This window comes from Cesiribacter sp. SM1, from assembly GCF_020178975.1.
GTDB lineage: Bacteria > Bacteroidota > Bacteroidia > Cytophagales > Cyclobacteriaceae > Cesiribacter.
In genome coordinates this window covers 121,862-148,808 of the sequence record NZ_JAHXBU010000040.1, presented here as the reverse complement: position 1 = coordinate 148,808, position 26,947 = coordinate 121,862, and the positions used below count along the sequence as shown (strand labels likewise).

The following is a 26,947-nucleotide window of genomic DNA, read 5'->3' as shown; positions in this document are numbered from 1 at the left end:
ATGTTTAGAAGCCACCGCGGAATTTATAGGTTTTAGCCACTTTATCGATCGCAACAATGTAAGCAGCAATACGCATAGGTACTTTGTACTCTACCGAAGTTTTATATACCCGGTCAAAGGCATCTTTCATAATCCTGTCGCTGCGGCGGTTAACACGTTCGGCAGTCCACTTATAACCCAGGCGGTTCTGCACCCACTCAAAGTAGCTTACCGTTACACCACCGGCATTTGCCAGGATATCAGGCACTACCATCACCCCTTTTTCATTGATAACACCATCGGCACGGAAAGAGGTTGGGCCATTGGCTCCCTCCACAATCAGTTTTGCTTTGATATTATGGGCGTTGTTGATGGTAATTACATCTTCCATGGCAGCGGGCACCAGCACGTCTACCTCCAGCTCAAGCAGCTGGTTGGCTTCTTCCATTTTATCGCCACCGGCAAAGCCTTCCAGGCTGCCACGGTTGTTATTGCGGTGCTGCATGGCTGCGTTAATATCAATACCATTGGCATTGTAGTAAGCACCACTAAGGTCGGAGATAGCCACAATCTTAACCCCGCGCTCCTCGAGCAAAAGGGCTGCAAAAGAACCTACGTTACCAAAGCCCTGCACGGCGCAGGTTGCCTGGTAAGGGTTAATTTTAAGTTTCTCCATGGCTGCCAGGGCACTTACCATCACACCACGACCGGTAGCCTCGGTACGTCCCAGGGAGCCTCCCAGTACAAGGGGCTTGCCGGTTACCACAGCATTGGTAGTCTGGCCCACCGAGCGGGAAAATTCGTCCATCAGCCAGGCCATTTCCTGCGGACCTGTACCCATATCCGGAGCCGGAATATCGCGGTCGGGACCAAAGATCTCCAGCATGGATTTGGTGTAGGCGCGGGTTAGGCGCTCTATTTCGCCGGTCGACATCTGGCGGGGATTGCAGCGGATACCACCTTTTGCACCACCATAGGGAATATCTACCACGGCGCATTTCCAGGTCATCCAGGCAGCCAGGGCCTTTACTTCATCCAGGTTTACGTGCATATCGTAGCGGATACCGCCTTTTGAAGGACCGAGAATACTGGAGTGTATCACCCGATACCCTTCAAACACCTTAATTGTACCATCGTCCATGGTAACGGGCAGGTTTACAATTACCTGCTTTACCGGAGCTTTAAGTACATTATACACTGATTCATCGAGGCCCAGGTGCTGTGCAGCTGTTTCAAACCTCGACATCATAGATTCAAACGGGTTCTCCTTATCTTTTATAGGAGCTGGTTCGATGTACGCCATAGTATCTGTTGTCTAATAGCCTACTGCATCCCCATTTGTATGCTTAAAAAAAGATACACAGGTTTTGCCAGAGGCAAATTCATGAGGTAAAATTAGAAAGAAGTACAAGATTATAAAACGTTTTACCTGAAACGATTTAATGCAAAAATTTAAAAATTGTTACCTCAATTTTACGTAGCCTTCTAGGCTGCTTTGTTTTTCAAACGGTTGCGTTACTAATAATGAAAAAGAGCGAGATAGGTTAAAATGAAAGGCACCGATAGCAGGAGCCCATCAAATCTGTCCAAAAATCCGCCATGTCCCGGTATGCTGCTTCCGGAGTCTTTAATGGCAATGCTTCGCTTAAAAAGACTCTCCACCAGGTCGCCATAAGTAGCTGTAATAATAGCAATGCCTGCCAGTATCAGCCACTCCCAGGTACCCAGGTCGTCGTAGAACAAGGAAATTGCCAGCGCCATTACAAAAGCGGTAGCTGCTCCGCCTATACTACCTTCCCAGGACTTCTTTGGTGATACGCGCTCGAAGAGTTTATGTTTTCCAAATTTAGTACCTGCAAAATAGGCCCCCGTATCACTGGCCCAGATAATGAGCATCAAACCTAAAATTATCTGGTAACTGTAATCACCCAGGATAAACACAATGCCATGCAGCAGGGCAAAAGGCACGGCCACATAAATAATTCCTAAAAAAGTAAAGGCTATGTTCGTAAAGGGCTTTTTATCATCCCGTTTATAGAGCTTTATAAAGAAAACCAGCGAGCCCAGGGGGAAAAGCAGAAAGTAGTACTGAACGGGCAATATCCCTTTTTGTATAAAAAAAGCAGTAGTATAGACCATGAGGCCGGTAAAGGTACCCCAGAATTTTAGCGGAAAATGGCCATCCAGGCCAACCAGCTTGTAAAATTCAAGCAGGGTAAAGGCACAGATTACGGAAAAGGCCAGAAAATAGGTCCAGGAACTGAACCAGATGGCAAATATGATGGCAGCAGCTCCAATCACGCCGGCTATAACACGCTGACCCAGATTGCTGTACCTATTCAAACGAGATATCATCCTGTATAATTTTAATTGCTTGCAGTACACTGTCAGCTGCCACGTGTACTTCGTAATAACCAATTCCGTAATTACTATCTTTTTTATCAACTACCACCGCGGGCAAATCGTTATCCAGCAGCACGGCTTTTACTATTTCGGCCTGGTACTGCAAGTGTGTTTTATAGACTTTTGACCAGCCTTTCATGTTATGCTCTCTTTGCTAAAATACCCCCTGAAACCAACAATTGCCGCTATGCCCAGGAATAAAAAGATGGCAATGGTAGTACCCGCCAGCGATTCCGTGCCGCTGCTGTCAAATTCAATTAAATGCAGCTGGTACAGATAGCGCATTACCAAAGTAAAACCATTATTGATGAAATGACCCAGTATGGGCATGAGCAGATTTCCTGACCAGTAATAAAGATAGCCAAAAAGAGCGCCCAGAAACAAGCGGGGCAGCAAACCGTAGAACTGAAAATGAAAAACGCTGAAAATAAAAGCTGTTAACCAGATGGCTGCATGGGCGTTCCCGATCTTCAGCCGTATGAGCGGCTGCATAAGGCCCCGGAAGAAAAGCTCCTCTCCAACAGCCGGCAACAGGGCAATAATGATAAAGGCCACACCAAAATCAAGTCCCGAACTAAACGTGGTGAGGTAATCGGTGAGCCGCTGCAGGTAAACTTCTTTCTCCTGCATCCAGCTTTCAAAGGTTTTGAATGTTTCGGGCAGGGTTAGGTTGGCATTCCATTCAATTACAATGGAGTTTACCATCATAAAAGCCAGCGTTAGCACAATGGCCAGCAGCATGGGAATTATTGCCAGCCCCTTGCTGTTAATGAGGGTTGACAAGCGGTGGCGCTCATAGCGGTACACGTACATGAGCGGCCCTGCAATAAAGCCACCTGCCGCCGAGAAAAACTGCAGAACAAACAAGATGTAGCGTGCGTTAGGGTGGTTTAAGCTACCGGCAACCTGGGAGGTTTCGTTAAAGCCAGTACCAAAAATGGCCATGGAGATAACCACAGCCAGAAACTGGCCTACAAATAGCCCAACAAAGAAATAGATGAGGAGCAGGATAAGCGAACGCCCCGGGGGCAAATCTCTTTTATCGGGCTCTGGTTGCCGAAATACCATAATTAAGGCATAAATTTACGCTAAAATACGGATTTGTAAATTGGTAAAGATAGGAAACCTTGAGTTAGGCGATTTTCCGCTCCTGCTGGCGCCCATGGAGGATGTAAGTGATCCTCCGTTCCGAGCGGTTTGCAAGGCAAACGGTGCAGACCTGATGTATACAGAATTTATTGCTGCAGAAGGCCTGATCCGCCATGCCGACAAATCGGTGCAGAAGCTGGATATCTACGACTACGAACGTCCCATCGGCATCCAGATCTTTGGTGCCGAGATAGAAAGCATGCGTCAGGCTGCAGCCATTGCCGAAGAAGCCAATCCGGAGCTGATCGATATTAACTACGGCTGCCCTGTAAAAAAAGTGGCCTGCAAAGGGGCCGGTGCCGGCATTCTGCTGGATATCCCCAAAATGCAGACCATGACAGCCGAAATTGTAAAACGGGTAAATAAACCCGTAACGGTAAAAACACGCCTGGGCTGGGACCATGACACTATAAAAATTATAGAAGTAGCCCAGCGCCTGCAGGATGCGGGTATTCAGGCCCTTACCATACACGGCCGCACCCGTCAGCAGATGTACAAAGGTGAGGCCGACTGGAGCTGGATTGAAGAGGTGAAAAGTCACCCCTCCATTCATATACCTATTTTTGGCAATGGCGATATTGACTCGCCCCAGAAAGCTGTGGACTACTGGAAGCGCTATGGCGTTGATGGTGTAATGATTGGCCGTGCTGCCATTGGTTATCCCTGGATTTTCAGAGAAATTAAGCACTACAATGCCACCGGCGAGCTGCTGCCCCCGCCTACCCTGCAGGAAAGGATGGCAACTGTGAAGGAACATCTGCGCTTTTCTGTAGAATGGAAAGGCGAAAAGCAGGGTATTTATGAAATGAGGCCTCATTTCACCAACTACTTCAAAGGTCTGCAGAACTTTAAGCCCTACAGGATACGCCTTGTTACCAGCGAATCTTACGATGAGCTGCTGGTAATTCTGGAGGAAATTGCTAACGAATTTTCAAATGCCTACAGCTTTGCCTAGCAAGAGCCGGCATGGCGAGACAAAGCCTGAGGAGGCCCACACAAACAAGATGCAGACTAAAGAAATCCAGCCCAGGGATTCCCTGCATGAGGATGCCCCGCATGGAGATGCCCCGCATGTAAATGCTGTGCATAAGAATGGGCAATCTACCCAGACACGTTTTGGTAATCTTCGCTCTAACAAACAAGTTGTGGCCTGGGCCCTGCTGATACTGCTGGCCATTATCTGGGGTAACTCTTTTATTCTGATAAAAAAATCTTTACTAGCCTATAGTGCAGGCGAGGTAGGTGCTTTGCGCATTATTGCCGCCGGCCTTGCCCTGCTGCCCATTGCCCTGAAACATATAGGCGGGCTCAATGGGCGCAACCGCATGCTGCTGCTGGTTATTGGCCTGGTGGGTTCTTTTATTCCTGCCTTTTTATTCGCCAAGGCTCAAACACAGCTCTCATCCAGCGTTACGGGTATTCTCAATGCCCTCACACCCCTGTTTGTGGTGGTAATAGGTGCCATTTTCTTTGGTCATAAGTTTACCGTGCGTAATGCAGTAGGCCTGGCCATCAGCTTTGTTGGCTCTATTGTGCTGGCCCTGGCCAAAGCCGGTGGCGAGTTAGGCAGCATTAACTTCTATGCATTTCTGGTTATTCTGGCAACACTTTGCTACGGCCTTAACCTTAACATTATTAAAGCTTACCTGGGCAGCTTAAGGCCGGTAGTAATTACGGCGGTTTCTCTGGCGCTTGTGATGCCAGGTGCAGTAGTGTACCTGTTTGGTTTTACCGACTTTACTTACCACCTGCAAACACAGCCAACCGCAGGCTGGTCGTTGCTGGCAGTGGTTACACTTGGCGTAATTGGCACGGCCATCGCCCTTATTCTGTTTAACCGCCTGGTGCAAATGACCACACCTATGTTTACCTCCTTCACCACCTACCTTATACCTATTGTAGCTGTAATAGTAGGGGTGCTGGATGGCGAAGTGCTGCTGCCAATGCACTTTGTAGGCATGGCTGCCGTTATTGCCGGAGTTTACATAGCTAACCAGCGCCCTAAACAAGCAAAGCCAAAACTCTAAGCCACTGATGCTCGTTGGTTTATGAAACATAAATCAGCATATGGCGCAGGAGCCGGTTAAAGTAGCGGTTTTCGATCTTAACCAAACGGTTTATCGCAAATCATCAAAAGATGAGTTTTTCAAATTCATTTGCTACAAGAAAAATTATAAGCTACTAAACATCCTGCAGTTGTCTGTTTATGGGCTGATGAAAAAGCTGAAGCTCATCAATAAAACCAAATTCAAGGAGAACTTCTTCAAGTACCTGGATGGGCTCCCCCCGGAGCAGGTGCACAAATATGCCCGCCAGTTCTGGGAGGTAGAATGGGACGATCATTTTAACGAGCCCCTGCTGCAGCGCATAAAAGAACTACGGGCACAGGGCGTACAAATTATTTTTATTACAGGCGGCTTTGATGTGTACGTGGCTCCTCTTTTTGAAAAACAGCTGCAGGCAGACGCCTGGATGGCTACCCAAACCCGCTACGAAAAAGGTACCTACAAGATAAAAGGCAAGGCACTTAAGGACGAGGAAAAAGTGCGCCGGCTCAATGAACATTTTGCCGGCAGGCCATACAAGCTTATAGAGACCTACTCCGACCAGGAAGAAGCCCTTTTTGAACTGGCAGAAAAGGCTTACCTGATGAAGAATGGCAAGCCGGTTCTCTATCAGCCAGATTAACCTGCAGGCCCCTATATTGATTTTATTCACAGGTACATAAGAAAAGCATAGCGTTTGATTAGAAATAATTACACACTGTCCATAGCTTTGCTCCTGTTATACTATTTCCATCTGAACCCACAGTATGCTTCGCCGACTGAATCATTATATACTATTTACACTCACTGCCGGCTTACTGGCCGTTGCCTGTGATGAAGAAGATCTTTTTACCAGTACCCCCGCTGTTCCCCAGAGTTATAATTTTGAAAATGTAGATGTAAGTGGTCAGCAGCAACGCATACTGCTACTGGACTCTTTGATAAAAAAAGCAGGCGCCGCTGATGGAAAAACCAGGGTAACAGCTGCCGACTTAACTGCTATCTATGAGAATAGCGGCAAACTGTTCGGAACCGATAAAAATCTGTCCTCTGTTACATCAACCGATACAACAGGCACTACAAAAGCAAAGGTTACCGCTCTTTTCAAGCAGATTGAAACATTAAGTGGCAACCCGGCCCAGGTTGTAGATACATATCTGGTTACAGAAAAAGGCATTGAGCCTGCCGAAATACTGGCAAAAGGCCTGGTGGGTTCCATCCTGTACTGGCAGGCAACAGCCGTGTATTTAGGTGAGGAAAAAATGAATGCAGATAACACAAAAGTTACCGAAGGCAAGGGCACTGCCATGCAGTACCACTGGGACCAGGCTTTTGGTTATTTTGGTGTACCTAATGATTTTCCCGCCACCGATGGTATGGCCCAAGACACTGCATATGCTAAAAATGCCTGGTTCTGGGGAAGATATGCCAATCAGCATGCCAGCCAGCTAGATGTGCGGCAGGATATCATGGATGCTTTCATCAGCGGACGTGCTGCTATTAACCGTAATGATTTGATTGCCCGCAACGAAGCAATTGCTACCATCAGGGAAAAATGGGATTTACTCGCTGCTGCAAATGTGGTGCACAGCATTAATGCTACCATCAAAGCAAAACGCGAAAATAACACCGGCGCCTATTACCACAGCTGGTCCGAGAGCAGTGCTTTTGCACAGGCATTACGATACAACCCGGCCAGCAGGATAAGCGGCAATGAGCTAACAGCCCTGTTAGGGGCTAATCCCGCAGAGGCGAGCTTTGAAGAACTGGAACAAGCCAGGGCCCTGCTACAGGAGGTGTATGGTTTTACCGATGCTCAAATGCAGAACTTATGATAGCTGCAGAACATAAAATACGTTGGGAATAAAGAGTGCCCGTGTTGCTGCAGTAGCAGGTACTTTTCAGGTTTATTGCAGTGTAAAAGTAAAAAGCGTCAGCATGTGTGCTGATGCAACTTTGTTAACCAGCCATTTCAGGGGCTATCCTGGCCCGGGAATTTTTCCTTCCAGTGGAAGGAACTTATACCATAGCTTACAGTTTAAGTAAAGGAGGAGCCATCCTTATATTAGATATTTCATCTATATTTGTTTACTGTAAAGTGTTGATTTGCTTTTAAGGAGCGTAAGTTGCTGCTATGTCATACGAAGCCGCCATTATACAATACCAGCCGTTGTTGATTTCCATTGCTCAGCGCATGGTAAAAAACATAATGGATGCAGAGGATATCGTACAGGATACCTTCCTTAAGTTTTTGAGCCAGCCCCCTAAAGTAATTGAAAACTTAAAGGCCTACCTGGTACGCTCTGTTATCAACAACTGCCTTAACCACCTTAAGCAGTTGCGTCACAGTGCCGAAGAGCTACTGGACCCGCTGCTCCATGCCGAATGGATCGCTCATTTTGACATCAACATCAATTTTGTTGAGCGTGAGGGAGAAGTATCTGAGGCTTTAAAGGTGCTGCTGCAAAAGCTGGAGCCTTCTGAGCGTACAGTTTATCTTTTCAGGGAAGTCTTTAACTACGATTACGCAGAAATTGCTGAAATTGTAGAAAAGAAGAAAGACAACTGCCGCCAGCTCTTTTGCCGTGCACAGGCTAAGTTACAGCAGGAGAAAGTACGGTTCTCATTCAACATGGATCAGCACAGGCAAACACTGAATACTTTTCTGGATTCCTGCCGTAATGGCTCCTTTCTCGAGCTGGTAGATAATCTCAAAGAAGACTTCAAGCGTAAAATGCCGTTCAGCGAATAGCTCCTGTCAGGGAGCAAGTTCTATTTTTTTTCAATTCACCTGTTTTTTTGTTTCTGCTTAGTGCATGAAGAAGTTTGATACCCAGGAGATTAATCACCTCATTAGCTACCGCCGTGCTGTTTACCCGGTAAGCTTTTCCGGCGAACGTATAGATGATGCAGTTATAGAACAATTGCTGGAAAACGCCAACTGGGCACCCACACATGCCCTTACCGAACCATGGCGGTTTACAGTGTTTACAGAAACAGGACTTCAGAAACTTGCTAATTTTCAGGCAGACCTCTACAAGCAGTTTGCCATGGAGGAGGGCAGCTATGTGGAAAGCAAACATCAGAAGCTGCTCGATACCCCACTCATGTGCTCACATGTGATTAGTATAGGCTTAAAACGTGACCCAAAGGGAAAAGTACCGGAAATTGAAGAGGTAGAAGCAGTAGCCTGCGCCGTTCAAAACATGTGGCTCACCGCTGCCGCCTATGGCATTGGCTGCTACTGGGGCAGTGGCGGCATTACCTACCGGCTGGAGGCACTGTCATTCTTTGGTCTTGAGCCTAACGACAAGCTCCTGGGCTTCCTTTACCTGGGCATCCCCAAAAACGACTGGCCTGCAGGGCGGCGCAGCCCCATTGCCGACAAAGTAAGGTGGGTGAAAGAGTAAGCCAACCTTGCATGCCTGCTCCCGTACTATTGCAAGAGTAGCCGACACTATTTTTTTTCGCGTGCCTACAGGTACAGCACCCTATTATGGAGCAGGGTTTACAACTCTATGTCTACACCCAACTGTTAGATCAGTTACCTGGCCTGCATTGGTGGCAGAGCCTGGAGGGGGATCGGTATGCCTTTGCCCCCGCCTGCAGCAGGCTTGTTGGTTTTGAAGATACATTAACACCACGGCAGTGGCAGTCGCTGCTGCACCCACACGACCAGCCCCGCCGCAGGTCTGCACTCAAGCTGGCTCTTAACCAGGAAAGAAACCTAACCTACCGCATTTTAACCAGAAACGGCACCTACGAATGGGTGCAGGAGAGCATCAGGCATATACAGTCTGCCGATGCCGGTGCCGCACTCATAAGCACGGCTGCCACCTGTAAAGAACCAGTATACCGTGCCTTTTTCGATCACACCTCCCTTTTTATGGTACTGCTGGATGCCGAAGGCAACATCAGGGAGCTAAATAAAATCAGCAAGAAGTTTTTAGGCCATGAGGAAGAAGAAGTATGGGACAAACCCCTCTGGGAGAGCACCTGCTTTAGGGAAACCAGCCACAATACGACAAGGATCAGGGAGGCCATACAAAGGGCCGCTGCAGGAGAGCAGGTAGATCTGCAGGAGTGGATCATAAGGTACAACGGTCTTAGCTTTCATGGTAAATTCAGCATAAAGCCTATCTATGATCAGCAGGGGCAGCTTGAGCACCTGTTTATAGAGGGCAATGATATATCGCACAGAAAACAACCTGACCAGCAGTGGTATACGCTTGCTGAAAATATTCCTGATGTTATCACACGCTTTGACCAGGAGCTTCGGTATCTGTTTGCCAACCCTGCCATAGAAAACTTCACCGGCAAAAAATCATCTGAATACCTGGGCAAAAGTATTGGCGACACCAACTTTCCTGACCCCAGCTGGGATGGCTTTGAAAACAAGCTGCAGAAAGCCCTGCAGACCGGCCAGATGCAAACCTATGCCGGCAAAGTAAAGTCGCCCAAGCAGGAAATAAGAGATATATACAGCCTGCTGGTGCCCGAACTTGATGAGGGTGGCGAGATAGCCAGTGTATTGGTGATTACGCGTGATATCACAGAGCTGGCCCAGAAAGAAAAAGACCTGGAGCAGGCGAACGCCAGGTTGCGCGCGATCATAGAAGGTACTAAGGATATTATTTGTGCCTTCAACACCGATAAAAGACTGATTGCGTTTAACGCTGCTTTTGCAGAAGAAATGCAGCAGATCTTTGGAGCAGAGGTTAAGCTAAAGCAAAACATAACAGATCTGCTGGCAGAGTATCCGGAAGAGCTAAAGAATGCAAACGACCTCTGGGAAAGAGCCCTGAATGGAGAGGAGTTTAGCATTCAGCAGGAGTTTGGCCATCCGGATAGGGAGCGTAATTACTATGAAATAAACTTTTCCCCGATCCGCGATGAGCAGGGACAACTAATTGGGGCATCCTCAAGAACCATAAACACAAGCAGGGAAAGGCTGATAGAGAAAGAGCTGAAAGATGCGCGTGAATTTTTGGTGTTGGCCGAAAACCTGCCCCAGACAATTTTTACTGCCCGCCCCGACGGGCAGATCGACTACCTCAATACTGCTTTTTTCAAATACACCAACCTGCCGCATACCAGGGCCGACAAAGTTGACTGGAAAAGGGTGATTCACCCGGACGACTTTGACTGCAGCATGCAGCAGTGGTTTGAAGCTGTACGGTTTAAGGCTCCCGGACTGCAGCTGGAGCTGCGCCTGCGCAACAGGCATGGCTTATACCGCTGGCATATTGCCCGGGCCGTACCATTGTACAGCTACCAGCACTCAGCAATTAAGTGGATAGGCATTATTAGTGATGTACACGAGGCTAAAATTGCAGGTGAACTGGAGCGGCTGGCGGCAGAAGAGTTTAAAACCATATCAGAAAGCCTGCCCCATATTGTTTGGACTACCCATGCCGATGGGCGTGCCACCTACTTCAACAAAAAGTGGTTTGACTATACCGGCGAAGATGAAACCATCAGCAATGGGTGGGACTGGATAAAGTATGTGCATCCGGAGGATACAAGCCGCACACAGAAAACCTGGAATAAAGCCATTGCCTCCCGCACCCAATACCAGGTAGAGTACAGGCTGCGTCACAAAAGCGGCCGCTACCGCTGGTTTTTAGCCAGGGGCGTGCCTGTTACAGATGCACAGGGTAATGTTAGCAAATGGTTTGGCTCCTGCACCGATATTCATGAAAACAAGCTGCAGCGTAAAAGGCTGCAAACACAGAATGAACGCCTGAACCAGATAAACCAGTACCTGGATAATTTTGTACATGCAGCTGCCCACGACCTGCGCTCGCCGGTTGCCAACATGAAGGGCCTGCTACAGTTACTACGCGATAATGGCAGGGAAAAGAACGGCAAGGTTATACAGTCTATGGAAACCAGCCTGTACCGCCTGGACAATACCCTGCAGGCCATGATCCATTCCATTGAGTTGCAGAGCCTGCGGCAAAGTCCGGCAAAAACACTCAACTTCAGAGAGGTTTTCAGCATGGTACATCAGGAGCTACAGGAGCGCCTGCAGGAGGTGCCTCACGAAATACAGGCAAACTTTCAGAATTGCCCCGATATCGTGTTTATACCATTTTACCTCGAGAGCCTTTTCAGAAACCTGTTAAGCAATGCCATTAAGTACAGAAAAGAAAATGAAAAGCTAATCATCAGGATCAGTTGCCGTACCTACCGCGGGTATAAGCTCCTGGAGTTTTCTGATAACGGTATTGGCATAGATGTGGAAAAATATAAAAACAAGCTGTTCAGGCCCTTTCAGCGCTTTACCCAAAAGGCAAGCGGCAAAGGTATTGGCCTGCACCTCATCAACAATATTGTAACTAAAACAGGTGGAAAAATAGAGGTAATCAGCAAACCCGGAGAGGGCACCACATTCCGCCTGTTTCTGAAGAATTTTGAAAGCTAAGCAACCAGCCTCCGGAACAGTATATGCCGGCAGCTAAAATTATAGTTAGGCAAGCCTGCTGGCTGTTTGTTGCTTCTGCCGATCTGCCAGGTTTATCTGCGTCTGCTGCTATGGCTTTATTAGTTTTTAATTACTCTTAGCAGCATGCTCTCCAGGGTAAGGCCGGGGCCAAAAGCAAAGCTAATCACCGGGCGCCCCTCAAGCGTATTTGCCTGGCCAGCACCGCTAATAGCGGCGCTGGCTATGTTAACAGCTTCAATATCTTCACTGCTACTCCCTGCCTGCTTTTCCGCAGTACTCAGCTCCGGAGAAGAAACAAACTCCTCCACCCGGGCTGCCTCATCAAAGATCTCCTTCAGAACAAATAAAACTGTGGCCGACGACATATTTCCATACTCCTGCAGCACGGCATAGGAGTAGCGGTTGTCATGTCTTTGCAGGCCCAGGGCTTCTTCTGTTACCTCCAGGATGCGTCTGCCCCCCGGGTGTACGGCAAAAAGCGGATCCTCTTTTTCTACATGCGGTATTTTACCAAGCAAACCCCGGAGCAGCTGCTCTACCCCTCCTTTTATAAATGCCGGTATATAGGTAGAAAGCCTCATTTCGAAGCCCGTATCGCCAATATGCCAGGCCATGTCCTCCAGGCCATCCAGTGCCAGATCGCAATAAAACTGCTCCAGGGCAAGCTGTACGCCCGGGCGCTCCTTACCTTCTACCAGCACAGCTGCGGCACCGTCGCCAAAAAGAGCATTTGCCAGGAGGTTATCGTCATCGTGCTTTTTCTGAAAGTGCAGGGTACACAGCTCTACCGATACCACCAGCACCTTGCTGCCGGCATCTGCCTGGCAAATACTGGCCGCCAGCTTCAGGCCATTGATAGCGGCATAGCAGCCCATAAAATAAACGCAGGTACGGCTCACAGAGCTTTTCAGCCCCAGGGCCTGCACCAGCGATATATCCAGGCCTGGCGCCTGCATGCCGGTGCAGCTTATCGTTATAAGATGTGTTATATCACCGAGGGCTACATCTGATACCTGTTCCAGGCATTTTTTAGCTGCTGCTGCTGCCAGGGCCGGAGCCTCTGCATTATAAATAAACATTCTTTGTTGCGTGGTCGGGAAGGGCTCCAGGTTTTCGGTATTAGGGAAAAAGCTGTAATAGCCGTAAGACCTGTTGTAATCTTCCAGCACAGAATAGCGGTGCCTGATGCCACTGGCCCGGTAAACAGCCTGTAACCTGCGTTTGTCTGCAGGGCCTAATGCCATGGCTTCTGCCATAAAGCGGGCAGCATCGGCCTGTGGTATTTTATGCGGAGGGGTTGCTGTACCTAATGCCGAGATGTATGCGGTCATATTTTAAAAATTCCTTAACTTATGCTTTTTAAACCGGAAGGGCCATGATCAAGAAATCTACCTTGCTGCATTTGCGCATTCCCTTTTCTTTTTATCTGTTGCCCGTTTACCTGTTTGCTCTTGCGGTGGCAGAAGCTGTACATATAATACCAGCAATAGGTGTATTTGTTAGCCTGCACCTGTTATTATATCCGGCAAGCAATGGTTATAACAGTTATTTCGATCGGGACGAAGAGAGCATTGGCGGCCTTGAGAAGCCACCACCGGTAAGCCGGCAGCTTTATTTTACAGCCAATGTACTTGACCTGCTGGCCCTGGTTATAGGCTGGTGGCTGGCCGGCCCTGTGTTTGCTATAATGGCCGCTATATACAGCGCCGTATCTCGCGCCTACAGCCATCCGTCAATCCGCCTTAAAAAGCGCCCTTTTGCCAGCTGGTGGGTAGCAGGCTTTTTCCAGGGCTTTTTTACATTTGCCATGGCCTACATAGGCATTACCGGCAGCAGCCTGGCAGAGTTCTGGGAGGTTAAAACCGTACTGGCTGCATGCCTTACCACGCTGCTGCTCTGGGGCTCCTACCCCATGACACAGATTTACCAGCACCACGAAGATGCCCGCCGTGGCGACCACACCCTTAGCTTACTACTGGGGGTTAAAGGCACCTTCTTTTTTACTGCTGCGGCTTTTACCATTGCAAACATCGCATTCTGGATTTACTTTCTCCAGTTTCACACCCTTTGGCGTGGAGTAGCTTTTCAGCTGATGCTGTTGCCGGTCTTTATTTATTTTTTCCACTGGCTACTGCTGGCCTACCATAACGAAAATGCAGTAAGTTTTAAAAAGGCCATGCTGCTGAACACCCTGTCGGCCTGCAGCTTAAATGTCTTTTTTGCGAGTATGCTTATTTGGCCTGATCGTTTTTAAGCGTTGCTGCCTGGTGAGGTGCGGCAGGAAAACAACTACAGATGTTCCCTTTCCTTCCTGGCTTTCTATGTGAATCTTACCCTTTAGCCGCTCTACTGTCTGTTTTACAATGTAAAGCCCCAGGCCAGAGCCTTCGGAACGGTCTGTAGCCCTGAAGAACATATCCCACACCCTGTCAATGTACTCCTGAGAAATGCCTATGCCATTGTCTTCTACCTCTATACTGGCCCCTTTGGCGGTATTGTGAATTGTTACGTGCACATAAGGTTCTGGCTTTCTTAAATCAGCATACTTAATAGCATTGCCAATCAGGTTATTTAAGATCATACTAACCCTTACCCTGTCGCTCTGAAAGCTGTAAAGCTCGGTATTGATGTTGACTTGCTTATTTATTCTGCTGAAGTGTTCCAGGTAGTGTACGTGCTCCAGGGCATCATCCAGCAGCTGATCCCATTCAATACTACCCAGCGTAATTTCGGTACGGCTGCTTTTGGCGTAGGAGAGCATTGCCTTCACAAAATCATCCAGCTTGTGCACCCTGTTTTCGATGTACGTGTGGTACTCCTGTATCTTGGCTACATCGGTTTCCTGCCTGGCCAACATTAATAAGCCCAGAATGGAGGTTAAGGGCGACCGCAAATCATGGGAGGTTTTGTACATGATCTGATCCAGCTCATAGTTACGATCAGAGAGTTCTTCTACCAGCTGCTGTAAATCTTGTTTCTGCTCCTGAAGTGCTTTATTGGTACTGTCGAGCTCTGTTTTGCTTTGCTGCAGCGCCTGGTTCTGCATATGCAGCATTTCATTGAGGCGCAGGGTTTCGCTAAGCAAAATCTTGTTTTGCTCCTGCTGCTCTACTTCTTTGGTAAGATCAATAATATACCCCCCTATGGAATTGGTGGCACCATAGCTGTTCTCTACCGGAAAAAAAATGGTGTAAAAGTACCTCCGGCCTGTCGGAAGCTTGTACTCTTCTGTTAGTAAAAGAGGCTGTCCGCCATTAATTACCCGCTCAACATGCAATCTGAAATGTTCATAAAGATCTGAAGGCACAAAATCTTTTAAAGTGCTGATAGTTCCTGTTCCAGATTTTACATTTAAGAGCTTATTGAAAGCTTTATTGGCGAGCTTGATGTTAAGCTCAGTGTCTACAATAAAAACCGGAATGGGAGCAAACCGCAGAAAATCGTTTATGGTTTTAAGGGTTGCCTGCATCAGGTTACGGGGCTTTTTGCCGCCTGCATAGTCGGTACAAAAGCCAAATACCATAACCTGTTCAATGGCTTTTTCTCCTTCTAATGGAAAAAAGTGAAGATCAAGTTTTTTTGGTTCCAGTTCAGCTTTCCGGGGGCTTAGCAGCATATCTTCCAGCCTGAATGACTCCCCCGCCAGTGCTTTCCGGTAATACTCCGTACCTTCCTGCTTATTCAGAGAAAATACCTCAGAAATCGCCCTGCCCCTGATGTCCCTTTGCAATATGCTGGTACATTCTTCCATGTACCTGTTCCATTCTGATATAATGAAGTCTTTGTTGAATATGAACATGCCGAATCCAGTACCCACGCTTAGGTGCTGAATCAATTTATTTCCATCCAGAGTACTGTAATCCATGCTTAGAGGGGGGCATTAAAAAATAAGCGCTTTGGCCAGGGCCTTACGTTAGCACCAACAAATATTACAGAAAAATAATATATTTTTTAAGAATACTTAAATTCTAAATCAGAACAAAGTAAAAATTGTTTAAACACAGAAGCCTAAGCCCGGCAACAGGCTTAGGTCTGATCTTTTTATACAATTGGCGTTGCTGCTACTCTTTGCGCAGGTAAATATTACTGCTGATTGTCTCCAGGCGAACAGGCGTACCACCATTGCCCAGCTTGCCTTTCATTTCATAGCCAACGATCGGTATCTCATCTTTTTTATTGAGGATTTGCAAATCCAGGTCGGTGTAGAGTTCCCCTGTAACAGACTTCATTGTTAACTCTGCCTGCTGGGCCGGTGCCATGCTTACATCAATAAAGCCGCTGATACTTTTCAGATCAAGGCTGCCGCGCAGGTTTGTTGCCGTTACATCGCCGCTTATGGTTTCGAGCTTAACCACTGCTGAATGAGGAAGCCAGACCTCAAAGCTGATTTCCAGACAAATGTTCCTGTTTACATTATCTGAATCGTACCTCCAGATCGACTGGCTGCCGTTGCAGTCTTCAGCAGATGAACCGCTAAGCTGTTCTTCATCAACCAGGGAAGTGATCTGCAAACCAGCTGCAGCATCTGTGCCGGTGAGCTTGAAAGCATCATTATCGCGGCCTCCGTTTATTTGCACTACTGCCTTAATCTCCACCTCGGGCTTATCCCAGCCCCTGAGCGCTATGCTGCTGGCATGATCGAGTTTTAAGTTAACTGGTTTATTTGCGGGCAGTGGCCAGCGCTCATTAACAACTTGCTGAGCCTGCAGGCAAAGGGGTGCCAGCGCCAATAGCAGAAAAAATAATTGCTTCTTCATAAGGGTTAGCGTTTACGGAGGTAAATATTGCTGCTGGTGCTTCTGATGGTTAAGGCAGCGCCACCCCCATTTAAAGTGGCCCTGATGGTACTGTTGCCCCCGCCTAAATGCTGCATGTTTGCCTCCTGCCCATTCCGGTTCTGCATCTGCAGGTCCAGGTCTGTAAATATCTCGCCCGCTACAGAGCTTAGCACCAGGTCTGCTTTGGCACTGGCAGGCATGCTGATATCCACCTCACTCGCCACTGAGCTGATCATGCTGGGGCCTGACTGGCTGTATTCGCTGAAGGCAACATTGATATCGCCGCTGGTGCTGTTAGCTACTACCGGACCGGATACATCGCTTAGATTAATTTCAGCATCCAGGGATTTCACCTCCAGCTCTGCCCGCATGCCTTTTACAGATATGTTGCCGCCACTCCAGTTCATATCTTCAATGCTAAGGCGGGAGCCTTCCGGTACCCTGATAACGTAGGTGCCAGGAGTCTGGCTTGCCTCACGCACCAGCAGTACTCCCTCTTTTGCTTCTACAGCAAGGCCTATACCTGTGTTATCTACAGAGCTGTTGTAGAGAGAGCGCAGACCTTTTGCACGCTCCGGCGGGGCCTCGTAACCAGATGCCTGGATTACTATTTCGCTGCCCTTGTAGCCTTCAATACGTATATCGGCCTTGTGGTACTGTATTTTCACCTGCTGACCGGCAGCTACTTTCTGCTTAAATTCCTGCGCCATTACAGGACCGGCCACAGCAAGCAGGAGTAGAAGAATCTTATATTTCATGTGATGTTCTGATTTAAAAATTAGATAATAGAAACGGTTTGAATATGTGTGATTGATCGATCCAGAATCCTAAATGAGTATTGATATACTTTTCTGTAACTGCTGGCGTACTACCTGCTGCAAATCGGCCTGCCGGAGCATTTCCTGCATATAAGGCACCGCCTCTTTCTCCTGCATGGCAGTAAGTCCCTGAATGAGCATGATCTGTACATTAGGGTCTTTCTGTATGGTTAGGGAATGAATAAGCGCCTGGCGTACCCGCGGGTGCTGCCGGTAACCAATCAGGGCTTCCACAGCGGCCATTCGTACATTCACGTTATCATCAAAGTGCATGGTTTCAATAAGTGCCAGCAGCAGCTCTGTATCTGCACTGGGTGCCTCTGAGGCTACACTTACAGCCTGCAGGCGCTGGCTGGTACTGCTGCCATTCTGCAGCATTTCCTTCAGGGAGCTTAACTCCTGCCGCATGGCTGTAAGCTCGGTAGCAGTTTCTGTAGCAAGCGGCGCATCTGGCTGACTGGTGGTTAACTTACCGGCGGCAAAGCCCAGCACCAGCAGGCTAACTGCAGCGGCTATCTGCCAGACCACCGGCCAACTACTGCGCCTCTCTAATTTGTGTGCAGGCTTTTCGTCTTCCGCAGGTAGTTTAGATAGTATTTCCTGCACCGTAACAGGTGCTTTAACAGCCTGCTCCTGCTGTTGCCAGCCAAGTAATTTAGCTTCCAGCTGCAGGTCTTGTGGCAGATCCGCCTCCTGCAATGCTTCTCGCAGGTTTTTTTCTTCGGTAACAGTAGTTTCGCCCTCGTAGTAGCGGCTAAGCAATTCGCGTACACTATCCCAGTTTTTCATAGCTGCTCACTTTAATAAATTGTTCTCTTAATGTTTTTCTGGCCCTGGAGAGGGCTACCCGTATGGCATTAACCTGCATGCCGGTAACTTCTTCAATTTCCTCGTAAGAGAGCTCCTCCACCTCCCGCAGCCTTAGGAGCCATTGCTGCTGCTCAGGCAGGGTTTGCATCAGCCGCATCAGTACGTCGTTGTGGTTGGCAGCTTCTGTCTGCTGGTGCGGACTGGCCGCCCCACTTTCGGAATACTCCAGCCCCTCCAGGCTTTGCCGGTTTTTATAGGCTTTAGATTTTAGCCTGTCGAGGCAAAGATTGCGCACGGTGCGAATAGCAAAAGCCTCAACATTATGGCACAGCAATAGCTTTTGCCGGTAAAGCCACAGGCGCAGCATGCCCTCCTGCAGTACATCTTCGGCTTCGGCGCTGTCTTTCAGCATCCAGTAAGCCACTCTGTAAAGCCGGTCTTTGGCGGGTAATACCTTGTTGTGGAAATTCTCTAGCTCCATATCTGCTAACATGACGACCGAGTGGCACAAGCATTACAAAAAAAAGCGAAGGAATTTTCCTTCGCTTCAGTACGCTGTTTACAGGCTGCTATTTCTTTTGAATATAGATGGTGCCGTTAAGGCTCTTCACATAGATCTCCGGTCCGCCGCCGTTCACTTCTCCCTGCACCCAGTTATCTATTTTAACACGATATGTACCTCCTGAAGATGTAGATTCTGCACGAACCTCTTCCTGCTTCATCTTCATATCGTAGTTGGTATACACATCGCCAAACTGCGACCTGGCCTTTACGTTAAATTTTGCATCAGCAGGCAGTTTTATCTGTATTTGCCCGTTAATGTTGGTAAAAGACATTGGCGCATTGGGTGGCGTATCAGCAAAGAAAGCTTCTATTTCCCCGTTAACGGTATTTACCACGGCAGCTCCCGATATATTGTGCAACAAAACCGAACCATTCACATTGCTGATGTCCAGCTCGCCCTGTACATCTTTTACCTCTATAAGGCCGTCGTTAACAGTGCGCAGGTGAAGGCTGAAATTACGGGGCACTAAAATGGTAAGGTCGGCCTTACTCATCCAGCTGTTTACCTTTACATCAACCTCATTGCGCTCTTCTTTTATATCGAGGCCCATGTTATTATCAGAAACACGGCGCATGCCATTGGCCATCTCCGGCTTACTGTTGTTTCTGCGATTACCACCCGAGGTGTAGCGTACTACCACTTCTTTACCATTGTATCCCTCAACCCTTATTCCGCCATTCAGTGATTGCACACTTAGCTTGCCTGCTTTACCAGGTTCGGAAAGCGGTATGGCTATCTGGTCGGAATCTTGCTGAGCGGCTGCCGGCAGGTAGAGGAATAGTAAAGCCAGCAGCATGTTGCATATCGTGCGCGTTTTCATTGTTAGTTATCTCCTTTCTTCAGGAACATATCACCGTTAACGGTGGTAATTTTTATTTTAGGGCCACCCTGGCCAACTTGTAGTGCACTTTTACCGCCAACTTTATAGTAGGTGCCGCCGCCATTCCTTTTTTCTTCTTTCAGGGGCGATGCTGTTACATCAAAATCAGTATAGAAATCTCCAGATACAGAGGTATACTGTATGTTGGCTGCCAGTTGCGGCGGGTAGGTAAGCCTGACAGCACCATTTACGGTGGTAAATTTAGTATCGATACTGGGTGCTTTTTTACTTTGCACTTCCACATCGCCATTTACAGTTGTGGCCTTTACATTGCCGTTCATGTTGGTAAGCCGCACGGCTCCGTTCACATTGGTGGCTTCGGCATCGCTCTGCAGGTTCTGCATGCTTACATCACCCGCATTGATGGTGGAAGCCTGCACCACGGCGGCATCTGGCACCCGTAGCTCAATATCGAACTTCACCATTCCATCTTTGGAGTCGTTGTTTACACTGTAGCTCCAGTTGCCACTGCTGTTTTGCTTTACTGTTACACCCGGGCCATCGGCATATACTAACACAGTGTTTCCCTCCTGGCGGAATACCAGTTTCCATTCCTGCTCCAGCTGGTCGGCATTGCGGCGGGCTTCTACCGTTTTGCTGGCTTTCATCTCCACTGCAGTGCCGCTGTGCCCTTGAATATCTACCTTTCCATTGAGGTTCATAACTTTTATGGTGTACTGGCTGCTATTCTGGGGCAGGTTTAGCGATTCAGTGATTGTACCCGCACTTTGTGCAAAAGCATACACCGTGCATACTGCAAGTATCAGTAGGGTTAAAAAGGTATTTTTCATGATGATATTAAAGTAAAATGTTAATGCTCTGATTTATTTGTTGTTTTACAGTACTGTCAAGTTCTTTTTCTTCCAGCAGCTTTTGCATGGGGGCCACGGCCCGCTTTTCCTGCAGGGCTGCTACCTCTTCGGCCAGGGCTATTAGCACCAGCGGCGACTCCTGGTACTCAAAGGAGCGCACCAGGCCCTCGCGCACCAGCGGATGGCTGGCATGGGTATGAAGTGCCTCTATGGCTGCCAGGCGCACATTAATGCTGGGGTCGCTGTTGAGGGTGTTGAGCAGGGCCTTAATTACCTGCTGATCGGCCTCGGGCAGCTCCTGGCTGAGGTTTACCGCCTTTAAGCGTTCGGTCGCAGAGTTTTGCTCCAGCTGGCTTAGCAGGGCAACCTGCTGCATTTCCAGTAGCTGGTGCTGGAGCTGGCCTATCTGCTGCTCGTATACCTGCACCGGCCGCAGCCAGTAACCTATGCCAACCCCTATAATTAGCAGCAGCGCACCTGCCAGCACACTACCAGCCTGCACATTGCCCGACCAGAAGAACCGCCCCAGCCGTTCCTGCAGCTTTTGCAAAAAGCCTGGCGCTTTTTCTTCGGCTTCTGCAGCGGCCAGCATGGTATAAAAGTTATTGCGCAGGCGGGAGCTGGGCTCAGGCTGAGGCAGTGCCTCCATCTGCTGCAGCATATTGCTGTACTCCTTTAGCTCCTGTTCCTGCAGTATGCCTTTTTCCAGCAGTTCTTTCAGCTCCTGCTGCTGTGCCGCGCTTAGCTGCCCCTCCAGGTAGTCCATCACCAGGGGTATGTATTTATCATCAATCATGTTGCACCTCCTCGTCTAGCTGTGCATAAATGGTTTTAAGCTCCTGAATGGCCCTGAAAACCTTTACCCGCACATTGTTTTCCGTACTGTTTGTCATGTCTGCAATTTCCTTGTACTTAAGCCCCTGAAACTTGCTTAGCTCCAGCAGCTCACGCTTTTCATCACTCATCTGCAGCAGGGCTTTCTGCAGCAGGCTTACCTCTTCTTCCCGGTCGGTTGCAGGTCCATAACTGCTCTCTGCGGTATCTTCAATCTTGGCTAAATCGTCGCGCTGCCCTTCACGCTTGTTCTTTCGCCAGTGATCTGCCATTATGTTGCGGGCCATGTGGAACATCCAGGCAGTAAAGGCACCCTTCCCCAAAAAGGTATGCTTATATTTAAGTATGCGATAAAACACCGTCTGGGTAAGATCTTCGCTGAGGTCGCCATCGCGTGTAAGCCTGAAGAAAAAGGCATACAGCGGTTTATGGTGCCGCTCAAACAGCAAGCCCAGGCAGGAGGTCCGGCCCTCTTTTACCTGCAACATCAGGTGGTTATCGCTAAGGGTGTTCTGTTCCATTTTGTTTTGCGCTAGGGTAAACTCCACCTTTGTCTAAACATTACAGCTGCTAGCTATATTTTTTTAATAAAAGCAGCAATTCTATCTTGACCAGCGGTTGCATAGCGCCGTAACCGGCTGTGCTGCAAACAAAAACACCATATAAAAAAAAGAAAACAGGAGCACCGCCACTAAAGGAGCCCGCACTGCAACTCTTTGCCCGCTCCCCTGTTCAATTTAAAAGAGATATGTAGTATGGATAACAGCATGCAAGCCATTGTAGTAAAGCAGGCCCAACTGGAGGTAGGTGAACTACCCAGGCCACAGCCAGCCGAAGGAGAACTGTTAGTAGAAGTAAAAGCAGCCGGCGTAAACAGGGCCGATCTGTTGCAAAAGCAGGGCAAGTACCCGCCACCCGAGGGTGCCAGTTCGCTCCTGGGCCTGGAGGTTGCCGGTACTGTAGCGGCTGTTGGCAATGGGGTAAGGGGCTGGAAAGCCGGAGACAGGGTATTTGGCCTGATGGGCGGCGGCGGCTATGCACAATATGCTGTTTTAAACAGCCAGCTTGCCATGCGTATACCTGCGGGAATGGATTTTGCCAGTGCTGCGGCCATACCGGAAGTCTTTTTAACTGCCTGGCAGGCCCTGGTGTGGCTGGCCCGACTCCAGCCAGGCGAAAAAGTGCTGATTCATGCAGGTGCCAGTGGCGTAGGTACGGCAGCCATTCAGCTGGCAAGGGCTCTGGGAGCAGAGGCATGGGTTACCGCATCGGCAGCTAAACATGAAGCCTGCAGAGCCCTTGGCGCCAGCGAAGCTATCGATTATAAAACGCATGATTTTGCCGAAGTTGTAGCAGATAAAACCAGGGGCAAGGGAGTAAATGTAATTGTGGATTTTATTGGTGCCGATTACTGGCAGCAAAACATGCAGAGCTTGGCAGTAGATGGCCGTTTAATAATGCTGGCCTTCCTGGGAGGGGTAAAAACAGAAGCAAACCTGGCTCCCATTTTGCGAAAGCGCATTTCTGTTTATGGCTCCACGCTGCGCTCCCGCTCCCTGAGCTACCAGGCAGGGCTTACCAAAGATCTTTCTGACTTCTTACTGCCCCGGCTGGAGCGCGATGAGCTCAAGCCTGTTCTTCATAAGACCTTTAACTGGCAGCAAGCCGAAGCAGCACACCAGGAAATGGAGCAAAACAAAAACATTGGGAAAATCGTACTCATATTTTGAATGAAATTTTTTAACCAAGCTTTGAACACATGAAAATGAACATAATTGTTGCAGGTATTTTTTGCCTAAGTTTAGCTGCTGCCTGTAATCCAGACCGCAGAACTGCCCAGAATGAGGGCTACCAGGATACTACTGCCACCGACCAGGAAACTGTTGCAATTGGTGAAGAGGGCCGCATAGATGACAATACCCGGGAGTTTGTAAACGAAGCTGCCAGTAGCAGCATGATGGAGGTAGAATTAGGAAAGCTTGCCCAGGAAAAAGCCAACAATCAGCAGGTAAAAGATTTTGGAGGCATGATGGTACAAGACCACAGCCAGGCAAATGAGCGCTTAAAATCTATTGCCCAGAACAAAAACATTCAGGTTCCTTCTACTATGATGGAAAAGCACCAGCAGCAGGTAGACAGGCTTCGTAACCTTTCCGGACAGGAGTTCGACCAGGAATATGTAAACCTGATGGTTGAAGCCCATGAGGAAGACATTAGCAAGTTTGAAGACAAGCAGGGCGATGTGCAGGACCAGGAGTTGAGGCAGTGGGTGGATAATACCTTACCTACTCTTCGTACACATAAAGAGCAGATCGACCAGATTAAAAACAGCATGGGAAACACGCGTAGCTAAAAGACTTTACCATGCGTTTGCCTTACCAGCAGGCGCCCCAAAGGCTTTAAGCGCAGCAACTGCAGGGCAGCTACCGAAAACAGCGGATGCCCAAAGAGCAGCTGAAACTGACGCCCCATCCATAAGCGCCTGGCAAATTGTTTTTGCCAGGCATTTTTATAGGCCTGCTCCAGCTTTTCCTGGCTACCACTCGTGCCTGGCTCGTAGTGCATTACTATAAGCTCTGACAGTATTTTACCGGCATGTATGGCCATGGCCATACCATTTCCACAAAGAGGTGTGATAAGCCCAGAGGCATCTCCTGCCATGAGCACACCCCCATCTACAGCCTGTTTAAAGCTGAAGTTCACTTCGTTTATGACCAGTGGCTTCTGAAAGAGAAACTCGTTTTCCCTGAAGATCTTCCTGAGATGCGGATTTTGCTGAAGATCCTTTTCTTCCATGGCTTCTATACTACCCCAGTGGCGCAGGCGGCTCCGGCTGCCCAGGTAGCAAAGGTTCCAGGTATTGTCTTCTACCTTACTAAGGCCACAGTACCCCCCAGGAAAATTATGCAGCGCAATCTCATTGGGTGGCAAATCTCCCCTGATATGGTATTTTACACCTATAAAATCTGATCGCAGCTCCATAAATGGCCGTGCGAGCTGCTTATCCAGCCTGCTGCGCTTACCCCAGGCCCCAATGACAAGCCTGCTGCTGAGCTCTTCTCCTCCCCTCAGCACTACCTTAAAACTGCTCTGCTGCCTGCGTACCTCCTGCACATGCGCCCCCTGCCTTACTTGAGCACCTGCTTCTTCTGCTTTTTTGCTAAGAAACTCATCAAAGCAATACCTGCTTATGCCAAAGCCACCTAAGCTTAGAGGCAAAGTGGTTTCTGCCCCACCTACGCTGCTTAACCTGAAACTGGTAACCTGTGCAGGCTTAAATGCTTCGGGATAAGCATCTATTGATTGCAGAAAAGGAGTTACTTCGTTAGAGATGTACTCACCACATACTTTGTGAAAGGGATAGTGGTGTTTCTCCAGCAGCACAACGTTTAAGCCTGCTTTAGCCAGTTGCATTGAAGCAATAAGTCCGGCTAGCCCACCGCCAATGATTATTACATCTTTCACCTTAATTTAAAAAATTGAGTTTTCTGTGCCCTCTTATAAAAACTACCAGCGCCTGTAGTAGTACAATGCTTTAGCCGGGAATCCAGCATGCCACCTTATGTCAACAACATCAGTGGCATCTGGTTAAAAGATTCCGACATCTGCACTTGCAGAAAAAACTACTGCATCAGATAGCATCGCGCAAACGAAAATGCGTTCGCAGCTTTTTACCGTTACGTAATATCACTACCCTTAGCTTTTTACCCTCCCGTTTGCGCATAAAATCGGCTACCATGGGAAGACCCGCACCCTGGGTACGCATGCCATTAATTTTGAATATGATATCTTTCTTCAGGATACCCGCCTTCGCTGCAGGACTGTCTTTGCGTATTTCTGTTACCACCAGGCTATCCAGTGCTTTGCCACGGGCAGAAATGGTAAGCCCGGATCTATTAAAAATGAAGGGTCGTTTGTAATTGTTTCCCTTATCAAGATATACAGCTTTGTGAGGGTAGTCCAGGATAACAGTAAACCTGCTTAGAACATCACCGCCCAGGGTTCCGTCACGCTCCTGCTCATGATTGGTAAGCGAATAACTTTCTGCATTGGGAAAAGAAGATAATACATCATGGAAAGTATATTCAGCAATGTTAAGTTCTGGAAGTCTGCCAATGTGGCCCTCTATGTCGCCCAGCAGACCACGCCCCAGATTACCATAGAGTGTTTTCTCTGGCAGGGGTACCTCGGCCCTGTCGGAATGGAGTAAAAGAGCATGGCTGGCGCCTGTATCGATCAGCAGCTTAAGGGTATGTTTTTTTCCAAGCTTATCTGTTACTTCTGCATGTATAAAGGGTTTGGTATTTTCCAGCATCAGGTCAAAACGCTCATAGGAACGTGGTGCCTTGAAATGCTCCGGCTCATAGAGGGTAATCATGTTACTGCCATAATCTATCTTTACAACAAAGCGTGCAAAGAGCTCATACCCTATGATACCATGTACGGGCACTCCCAGCTGACTGCCTAATTCCAGGTAATCCTCTTCCAGCACCAGAATGGGCAGGTTGCTTACCTGCACATTTGGCAACATCATTCTAACGTTTGAGGCTACATAAGCCTGCACATCGGTTCCATAACCTGCCCCTCTTAGGCTTAGGCTACGATCATAATTTATGTTAAGGATATCGCTGTAAACCCGGTCTGTCAGGATGGGTGTACGAACGCCTGTATCCAGCAAAAATTCCAGCGGAATCATGTTATCGAGCAGTACCGGTATAAGTATAAGATTATTGATGTTCCGGAAAGGAATCTGGACACTGGCCTTACTATCTAAAAAATTAATACTCTGTATCTGAGCCCCTGCCTTATAGACTGCAACCGGCAACAACTGCAGCCCTACCAGCAATGCTATTGCCAGTAAGATCCGGATTTGCTTGTTCCAATATATAGCAAGCTTTGCCATGGGCCTGATGCCTCTTATTTTGCTGATCACATAAAAGATACAACTTTATTTTGTCATATCCTTCTTCCCTAGAATACATTATTGCCACAAGTGGTTCCGTAGCCGGAAAGAGATAGCTGCTTAAACCTGAACCCGATTTTAAGAGAATAACGCTCTTATTTCAAAGCCTGCAGAGAACGCAGGCCTGTTATTGGATTATTTATGAGCAATTGGCCTAACCACCCATCACAGAAGCCTGTTTTCTGGAAAAAGGCTACTTATTATCCAAATCAGCCATAAAAATGAGGAGGAGCTAAATTATCATGGATAAGTGTTATAGGAGGCTTGCCATTAACTGTTTGAGAGACTTGAGGAACAGGTTCCTCCTATTTTAATCTTTAATTCATGTGCCAATACCCTAAGCTGCTTCAGCACCTGTACACAGCGACAGGTTTCCTACAGAGGCTTCGGCATACTGCTACATATCTTCCACAGCTTAGCTAGCTGCTATTAGAAATGCAGTGGATGTGGCGGAGGCTACAGA

Annotated in this window: 26 protein-coding genes; 10 read left to right on the top strand and 16 right to left on the bottom strand. The window is 48.2% G+C overall.

Features of this window, described 5'->3' with window-relative positions; translation table 11 throughout:
* Positions 1-4: 4 nt before the first annotated feature.
* The 4 genes from KWJ01_RS05770 to KWJ01_RS05755 form a co-directional block, all read right to left on the bottom strand.
* Positions 5-1,282 (bottom strand): Glu/Leu/Phe/Val dehydrogenase, encoded by a 1,278-nt coding sequence (locus KWJ01_RS05770; RefSeq protein ID WP_224995475.1) that lies wholly within the window; start codon positions 1,280-1,282, stop codon positions 5-7.
* A gap of 215 nt (positions 1,283-1,497) precedes the next feature.
* A complete protein-coding gene (locus tag KWJ01_RS05765; protein WP_224995474.1) occupies positions 1,498-2,334 on the bottom strand; it encodes a phosphatidate cytidylyltransferase in 837 nt (278 codons plus the stop codon).
* The gene (locus tag KWJ01_RS05760) at positions 2,315-2,521 is read right to left on the bottom strand and encodes a putative signal transducing protein (RefSeq protein ID WP_224995473.1); all 207 of its coding nucleotides are present in this window, start codon (positions 2,519-2,521) and stop codon (positions 2,315-2,317) included. Before KWJ01_RS05760 ends, KWJ01_RS05765 begins: the two co-directional genes overlap by 20 nt.
* Positions 2,518-3,450: a CPBP family intramembrane glutamic endopeptidase gene (locus KWJ01_RS05755; protein ID WP_224995472.1), complete on the bottom strand. Its 933-nt coding sequence runs from the start codon at positions 3,448-3,450 to the stop codon at positions 2,518-2,520. Before KWJ01_RS05755 ends, KWJ01_RS05760 begins: the two co-directional genes overlap by 4 nt.
* 40 nt (positions 3,451-3,490) lie before the next feature.
* Here KWJ01_RS05755 and dusB point away from each other — a divergent pair, with 40 nt between their 5' ends.
* The 7 genes from dusB to KWJ01_RS05720 all read left to right on the top strand — a co-directional run bounded on the left by dusB (position 3,491) and on the right by KWJ01_RS05720 (position 12,003).
* Positions 3,491-4,486, top strand: a complete 996-nt coding sequence (gene dusB / locus KWJ01_RS05750; RefSeq protein WP_224995471.1) for a tRNA dihydrouridine synthase DusB — start codon at positions 3,491-3,493, stop codon at positions 4,484-4,486.
* A 49-nt stretch (positions 4,487-4,535) separates the two neighbouring features.
* Positions 4,536-5,558 (top strand): DMT family transporter, encoded by a 1,023-nt coding sequence (locus KWJ01_RS05745; RefSeq protein ID WP_224995470.1) that lies wholly within the window; start codon positions 4,536-4,538, stop codon positions 5,556-5,558.
* Positions 5,559-5,598: 40 nt separating this feature from the next.
* Positions 5,599-6,219 (top strand): HAD family phosphatase, encoded by a 621-nt coding sequence (locus KWJ01_RS05740; RefSeq protein ID WP_224995469.1) that lies wholly within the window; start codon positions 5,599-5,601, stop codon positions 6,217-6,219.
* A gap of 124 nt (positions 6,220-6,343) precedes the next feature.
* Positions 6,344-7,411 carry a DUF4856 domain-containing protein gene (locus KWJ01_RS05735; protein ID WP_224995468.1) on the top strand — a complete coding sequence of 356 codons (1,068 nt, stop codon included), beginning with the start codon at positions 6,344-6,346 and terminating at the stop codon, positions 7,409-7,411.
* 299 nt (positions 7,412-7,710) lie between these two features.
* Positions 7,711-8,328 carry a sigma-70 family RNA polymerase sigma factor gene (locus KWJ01_RS05730; RefSeq protein ID WP_224995467.1) on the top strand — a complete coding sequence of 206 codons (618 nt, stop codon included), beginning with the start codon at positions 7,711-7,713 and terminating at the stop codon, positions 8,326-8,328.
* A 64-nt stretch (positions 8,329-8,392) separates the two neighbouring features.
* Positions 8,393-8,986 carry a nitroreductase gene (locus tag KWJ01_RS05725; RefSeq protein ID WP_224995466.1) on the top strand — a complete coding sequence of 198 codons (594 nt, stop codon included), beginning with the start codon at positions 8,393-8,395 and terminating at the stop codon, positions 8,984-8,986.
* 86 nt (positions 8,987-9,072) lie between these two features.
* A complete protein-coding gene (locus KWJ01_RS05720) occupies positions 9,073-12,003 on the top strand; it encodes a PAS domain S-box protein (RefSeq protein ID WP_224995465.1) in 2,931 nt (976 codons plus the stop codon).
* A gap of 119 nt (positions 12,004-12,122) precedes the next feature.
* On the opposite strand, the gene KWJ01_RS05715 is transcribed toward KWJ01_RS05720, so the two are convergent.
* Positions 12,123-13,355, bottom strand: a complete 1,233-nt coding sequence (locus KWJ01_RS05715) for a type III polyketide synthase (protein ID WP_224995464.1) — start codon at positions 13,353-13,355, stop codon at positions 12,123-12,125.
* 44 nt (positions 13,356-13,399) lie between these two features.
* Between KWJ01_RS05715 and KWJ01_RS05710 the strand changes: the two genes are divergently transcribed.
* Positions 13,400-14,278, top strand: coding sequence for a UbiA family prenyltransferase (locus KWJ01_RS05710; protein ID WP_224995463.1), 879 nt, complete (start codon positions 13,400-13,402; stop codon positions 14,276-14,278).
* On the opposite strand, the gene KWJ01_RS05705 is transcribed toward KWJ01_RS05710, so the two are convergent.
* The 9 genes from KWJ01_RS05705 to KWJ01_RS05665 form a co-directional block, all read right to left on the bottom strand.
* A complete protein-coding gene (locus tag KWJ01_RS05705; protein ID WP_224995462.1) occupies positions 14,231-15,889 on the bottom strand; it encodes a PAS domain-containing sensor histidine kinase in 1,659 nt (552 codons plus the stop codon). The two genes, KWJ01_RS05710 and KWJ01_RS05705, sit on opposite strands and share 48 nt — an antisense overlap.
* Before the next feature lie 196 nt (positions 15,890-16,085).
* Complete coding sequence (locus tag KWJ01_RS05700) at positions 16,086-16,781, bottom strand: DUF4097 domain-containing protein (RefSeq protein WP_224995461.1); 696 nt, start codon at positions 16,779-16,781, stop codon at positions 16,086-16,088.
* Positions 16,782-16,786: 5 nt separating this feature from the next.
* The gene (locus KWJ01_RS05695) at positions 16,787-17,560 is read right to left on the bottom strand and encodes a DUF4097 family beta strand repeat-containing protein (RefSeq protein ID WP_224995460.1); all 774 of its coding nucleotides are present in this window, start codon (positions 17,558-17,560) and stop codon (positions 16,787-16,789) included.
* A 69-nt stretch (positions 17,561-17,629) separates the two neighbouring features.
* Complete coding sequence (locus KWJ01_RS05690) at positions 17,630-18,409, bottom strand: HEAT repeat domain-containing protein (protein WP_224995459.1); 780 nt, start codon at positions 18,407-18,409, stop codon at positions 17,630-17,632.
* Complete coding sequence (locus tag KWJ01_RS05685) at positions 18,393-18,911, bottom strand: RNA polymerase sigma factor (RefSeq protein WP_224995458.1); 519 nt, start codon at positions 18,909-18,911, stop codon at positions 18,393-18,395. Before KWJ01_RS05685 ends, KWJ01_RS05690 begins: the two co-directional genes overlap by 17 nt.
* Before the next feature lie 88 nt (positions 18,912-18,999).
* Positions 19,000-19,815, bottom strand: a complete 816-nt coding sequence (locus KWJ01_RS05680; protein WP_224995457.1) for a DUF4097 family beta strand repeat-containing protein — start codon at positions 19,813-19,815, stop codon at positions 19,000-19,002.
* A gap of 2 nt (positions 19,816-19,817) precedes the next feature.
* On the bottom strand, positions 19,818-20,666 hold the full coding sequence (locus KWJ01_RS05675) for a DUF4097 family beta strand repeat-containing protein (protein ID WP_224995456.1): 849 nt from the start codon (positions 20,664-20,666) through the stop codon (positions 19,818-19,820).
* Between the two features lie 7 nt (positions 20,667-20,673).
* Positions 20,674-21,483: a HEAT repeat domain-containing protein gene (locus KWJ01_RS05670; protein ID WP_224995455.1), complete on the bottom strand. Its 810-nt coding sequence runs from the start codon at positions 21,481-21,483 to the stop codon at positions 20,674-20,676.
* Entirely contained in the window at positions 21,476-22,042 is a 567-nt protein-coding gene (locus KWJ01_RS05665; protein WP_224995454.1) for an RNA polymerase sigma factor, read from the bottom strand. The genes KWJ01_RS05670 and KWJ01_RS05665 overlap by 8 nt, the downstream gene beginning before the upstream one ends.
* Before the next feature lie 234 nt (positions 22,043-22,276).
* Here KWJ01_RS05665 and KWJ01_RS05660 point away from each other — a divergent pair, with 234 nt between their 5' ends.
* On the top strand, positions 22,277-23,251 hold the full coding sequence (locus KWJ01_RS05660; protein WP_224995453.1) for an NAD(P)H-quinone oxidoreductase: 975 nt from the start codon (positions 22,277-22,279) through the stop codon (positions 23,249-23,251).
* Between the two features lie 29 nt (positions 23,252-23,280).
* On the top strand, positions 23,281-23,874 hold the full coding sequence (locus KWJ01_RS05655; RefSeq protein ID WP_224995452.1) for a DUF4142 domain-containing protein: 594 nt from the start codon (positions 23,281-23,283) through the stop codon (positions 23,872-23,874).
* On the opposite strand, the gene KWJ01_RS05650 is transcribed toward KWJ01_RS05655, so the two are convergent.
* Together KWJ01_RS05650 and KWJ01_RS05645 are read right to left on the bottom strand one after the other, a co-directional pair.
* The gene (locus KWJ01_RS05650) at positions 23,871-24,986 is read right to left on the bottom strand and encodes an NAD(P)/FAD-dependent oxidoreductase (protein WP_224995451.1); all 1,116 of its coding nucleotides are present in this window, start codon (positions 24,984-24,986) and stop codon (positions 23,871-23,873) included. The genes KWJ01_RS05655 and KWJ01_RS05650 overlap by 4 nt on opposite strands.
* Before the next feature lie 166 nt (positions 24,987-25,152).
* Complete coding sequence (locus KWJ01_RS05645) at positions 25,153-26,424, bottom strand: aspartyl protease family protein (protein WP_224995450.1); 1,272 nt, start codon at positions 26,422-26,424, stop codon at positions 25,153-25,155.
* Between the last annotated feature and the right edge of the window lie 523 nt (positions 26,425-26,947).

Coding starts and splice junctions, on each gene's coding strand:
- KWJ01_RS05770 (WP_224995475.1), bottom strand. CDS start 1,282: ATGGCGTACATCGAACCAGCTCCTATAAAAGATAAGGAGAACCCGTTT.
- KWJ01_RS05765 (WP_224995474.1), bottom strand. CDS start 2,334: ATGATATCTCGTTTGAATAGGTACAGCAATCTGGGTCAGCGTGTTATA.
- KWJ01_RS05760 (WP_224995473.1), bottom strand. CDS start 2,521: ATGAAAGGCTGGTCAAAAGTCTATAAAACACACTTGCAGTACCAGGCC.
- KWJ01_RS05755 (WP_224995472.1), bottom strand. CDS start 3,450: ATGGTATTTCGGCAACCAGAGCCCGATAAAAGAGATTTGCCCCCGGGG.
- KWJ01_RS05745 (WP_224995470.1), top strand. CDS start 4,536: ATGCAGACTAAAGAAATCCAGCCCAGGGATTCCCTGCATGAGGATGCC.
- KWJ01_RS05740 (WP_224995469.1), top strand. CDS start 5,599: ATGGCGCAGGAGCCGGTTAAAGTAGCGGTTTTCGATCTTAACCAAACG.
- KWJ01_RS05735 (WP_224995468.1), top strand. CDS start 6,344: ATGCTTCGCCGACTGAATCATTATATACTATTTACACTCACTGCCGGC.
- KWJ01_RS05730 (WP_224995467.1), top strand. CDS start 7,711: ATGTCATACGAAGCCGCCATTATACAATACCAGCCGTTGTTGATTTCC.
- KWJ01_RS05725 (WP_224995466.1), top strand. CDS start 8,393: ATGAAGAAGTTTGATACCCAGGAGATTAATCACCTCATTAGCTACCGC.
- KWJ01_RS05720 (WP_224995465.1), top strand. CDS start 9,073: ATGGAGCAGGGTTTACAACTCTATGTCTACACCCAACTGTTAGATCAG.
- KWJ01_RS05715 (WP_224995464.1), bottom strand. CDS start 13,355: ATGACCGCATACATCTCGGCATTAGGTACAGCAACCCCTCCGCATAAA.
- KWJ01_RS05710 (WP_224995463.1), top strand. CDS start 13,400: ATGATCAAGAAATCTACCTTGCTGCATTTGCGCATTCCCTTTTCTTTT.
- KWJ01_RS05705 (WP_224995462.1), bottom strand. CDS start 15,889: ATGGATTACAGTACTCTGGATGGAAATAAATTGATTCAGCACCTAAGC.
- KWJ01_RS05700 (WP_224995461.1), bottom strand. CDS start 16,781: ATGAAGAAGCAATTATTTTTTCTGCTATTGGCGCTGGCACCCCTTTGC.
- KWJ01_RS05695 (WP_224995460.1), bottom strand. CDS start 17,560: ATGAAATATAAGATTCTTCTACTCCTGCTTGCTGTGGCCGGTCCTGTA.
- KWJ01_RS05690 (WP_224995459.1), bottom strand. CDS start 18,409: ATGAAAAACTGGGATAGTGTACGCGAATTGCTTAGCCGCTACTACGAG.
- KWJ01_RS05685 (WP_224995458.1), bottom strand. CDS start 18,911: ATGGAGCTAGAGAATTTCCACAACAAGGTATTACCCGCCAAAGACCGG.
- KWJ01_RS05680 (WP_224995457.1), bottom strand. CDS start 19,815: ATGAAAACGCGCACGATATGCAACATGCTGCTGGCTTTACTATTCCTC.
- KWJ01_RS05675 (WP_224995456.1), bottom strand. CDS start 20,666: ATGAAAAATACCTTTTTAACCCTACTGATACTTGCAGTATGCACGGTG.
- KWJ01_RS05670 (WP_224995455.1), bottom strand. CDS start 21,483: ATGATTGATGATAAATACATACCCCTGGTGATGGACTACCTGGAGGGG.
- KWJ01_RS05665 (WP_224995454.1), bottom strand. CDS start 22,042: ATGGAACAGAACACCCTTAGCGATAACCACCTGATGTTGCAGGTAAAA.
- KWJ01_RS05660 (WP_224995453.1), top strand. CDS start 22,277: ATGGATAACAGCATGCAAGCCATTGTAGTAAAGCAGGCCCAACTGGAG.
- KWJ01_RS05655 (WP_224995452.1), top strand. CDS start 23,281: ATGAAAATGAACATAATTGTTGCAGGTATTTTTTGCCTAAGTTTAGCT.
- KWJ01_RS05645 (WP_224995450.1), bottom strand. CDS start 26,424: ATGGCAAAGCTTGCTATATATTGGAACAAGCAAATCCGGATCTTACTG.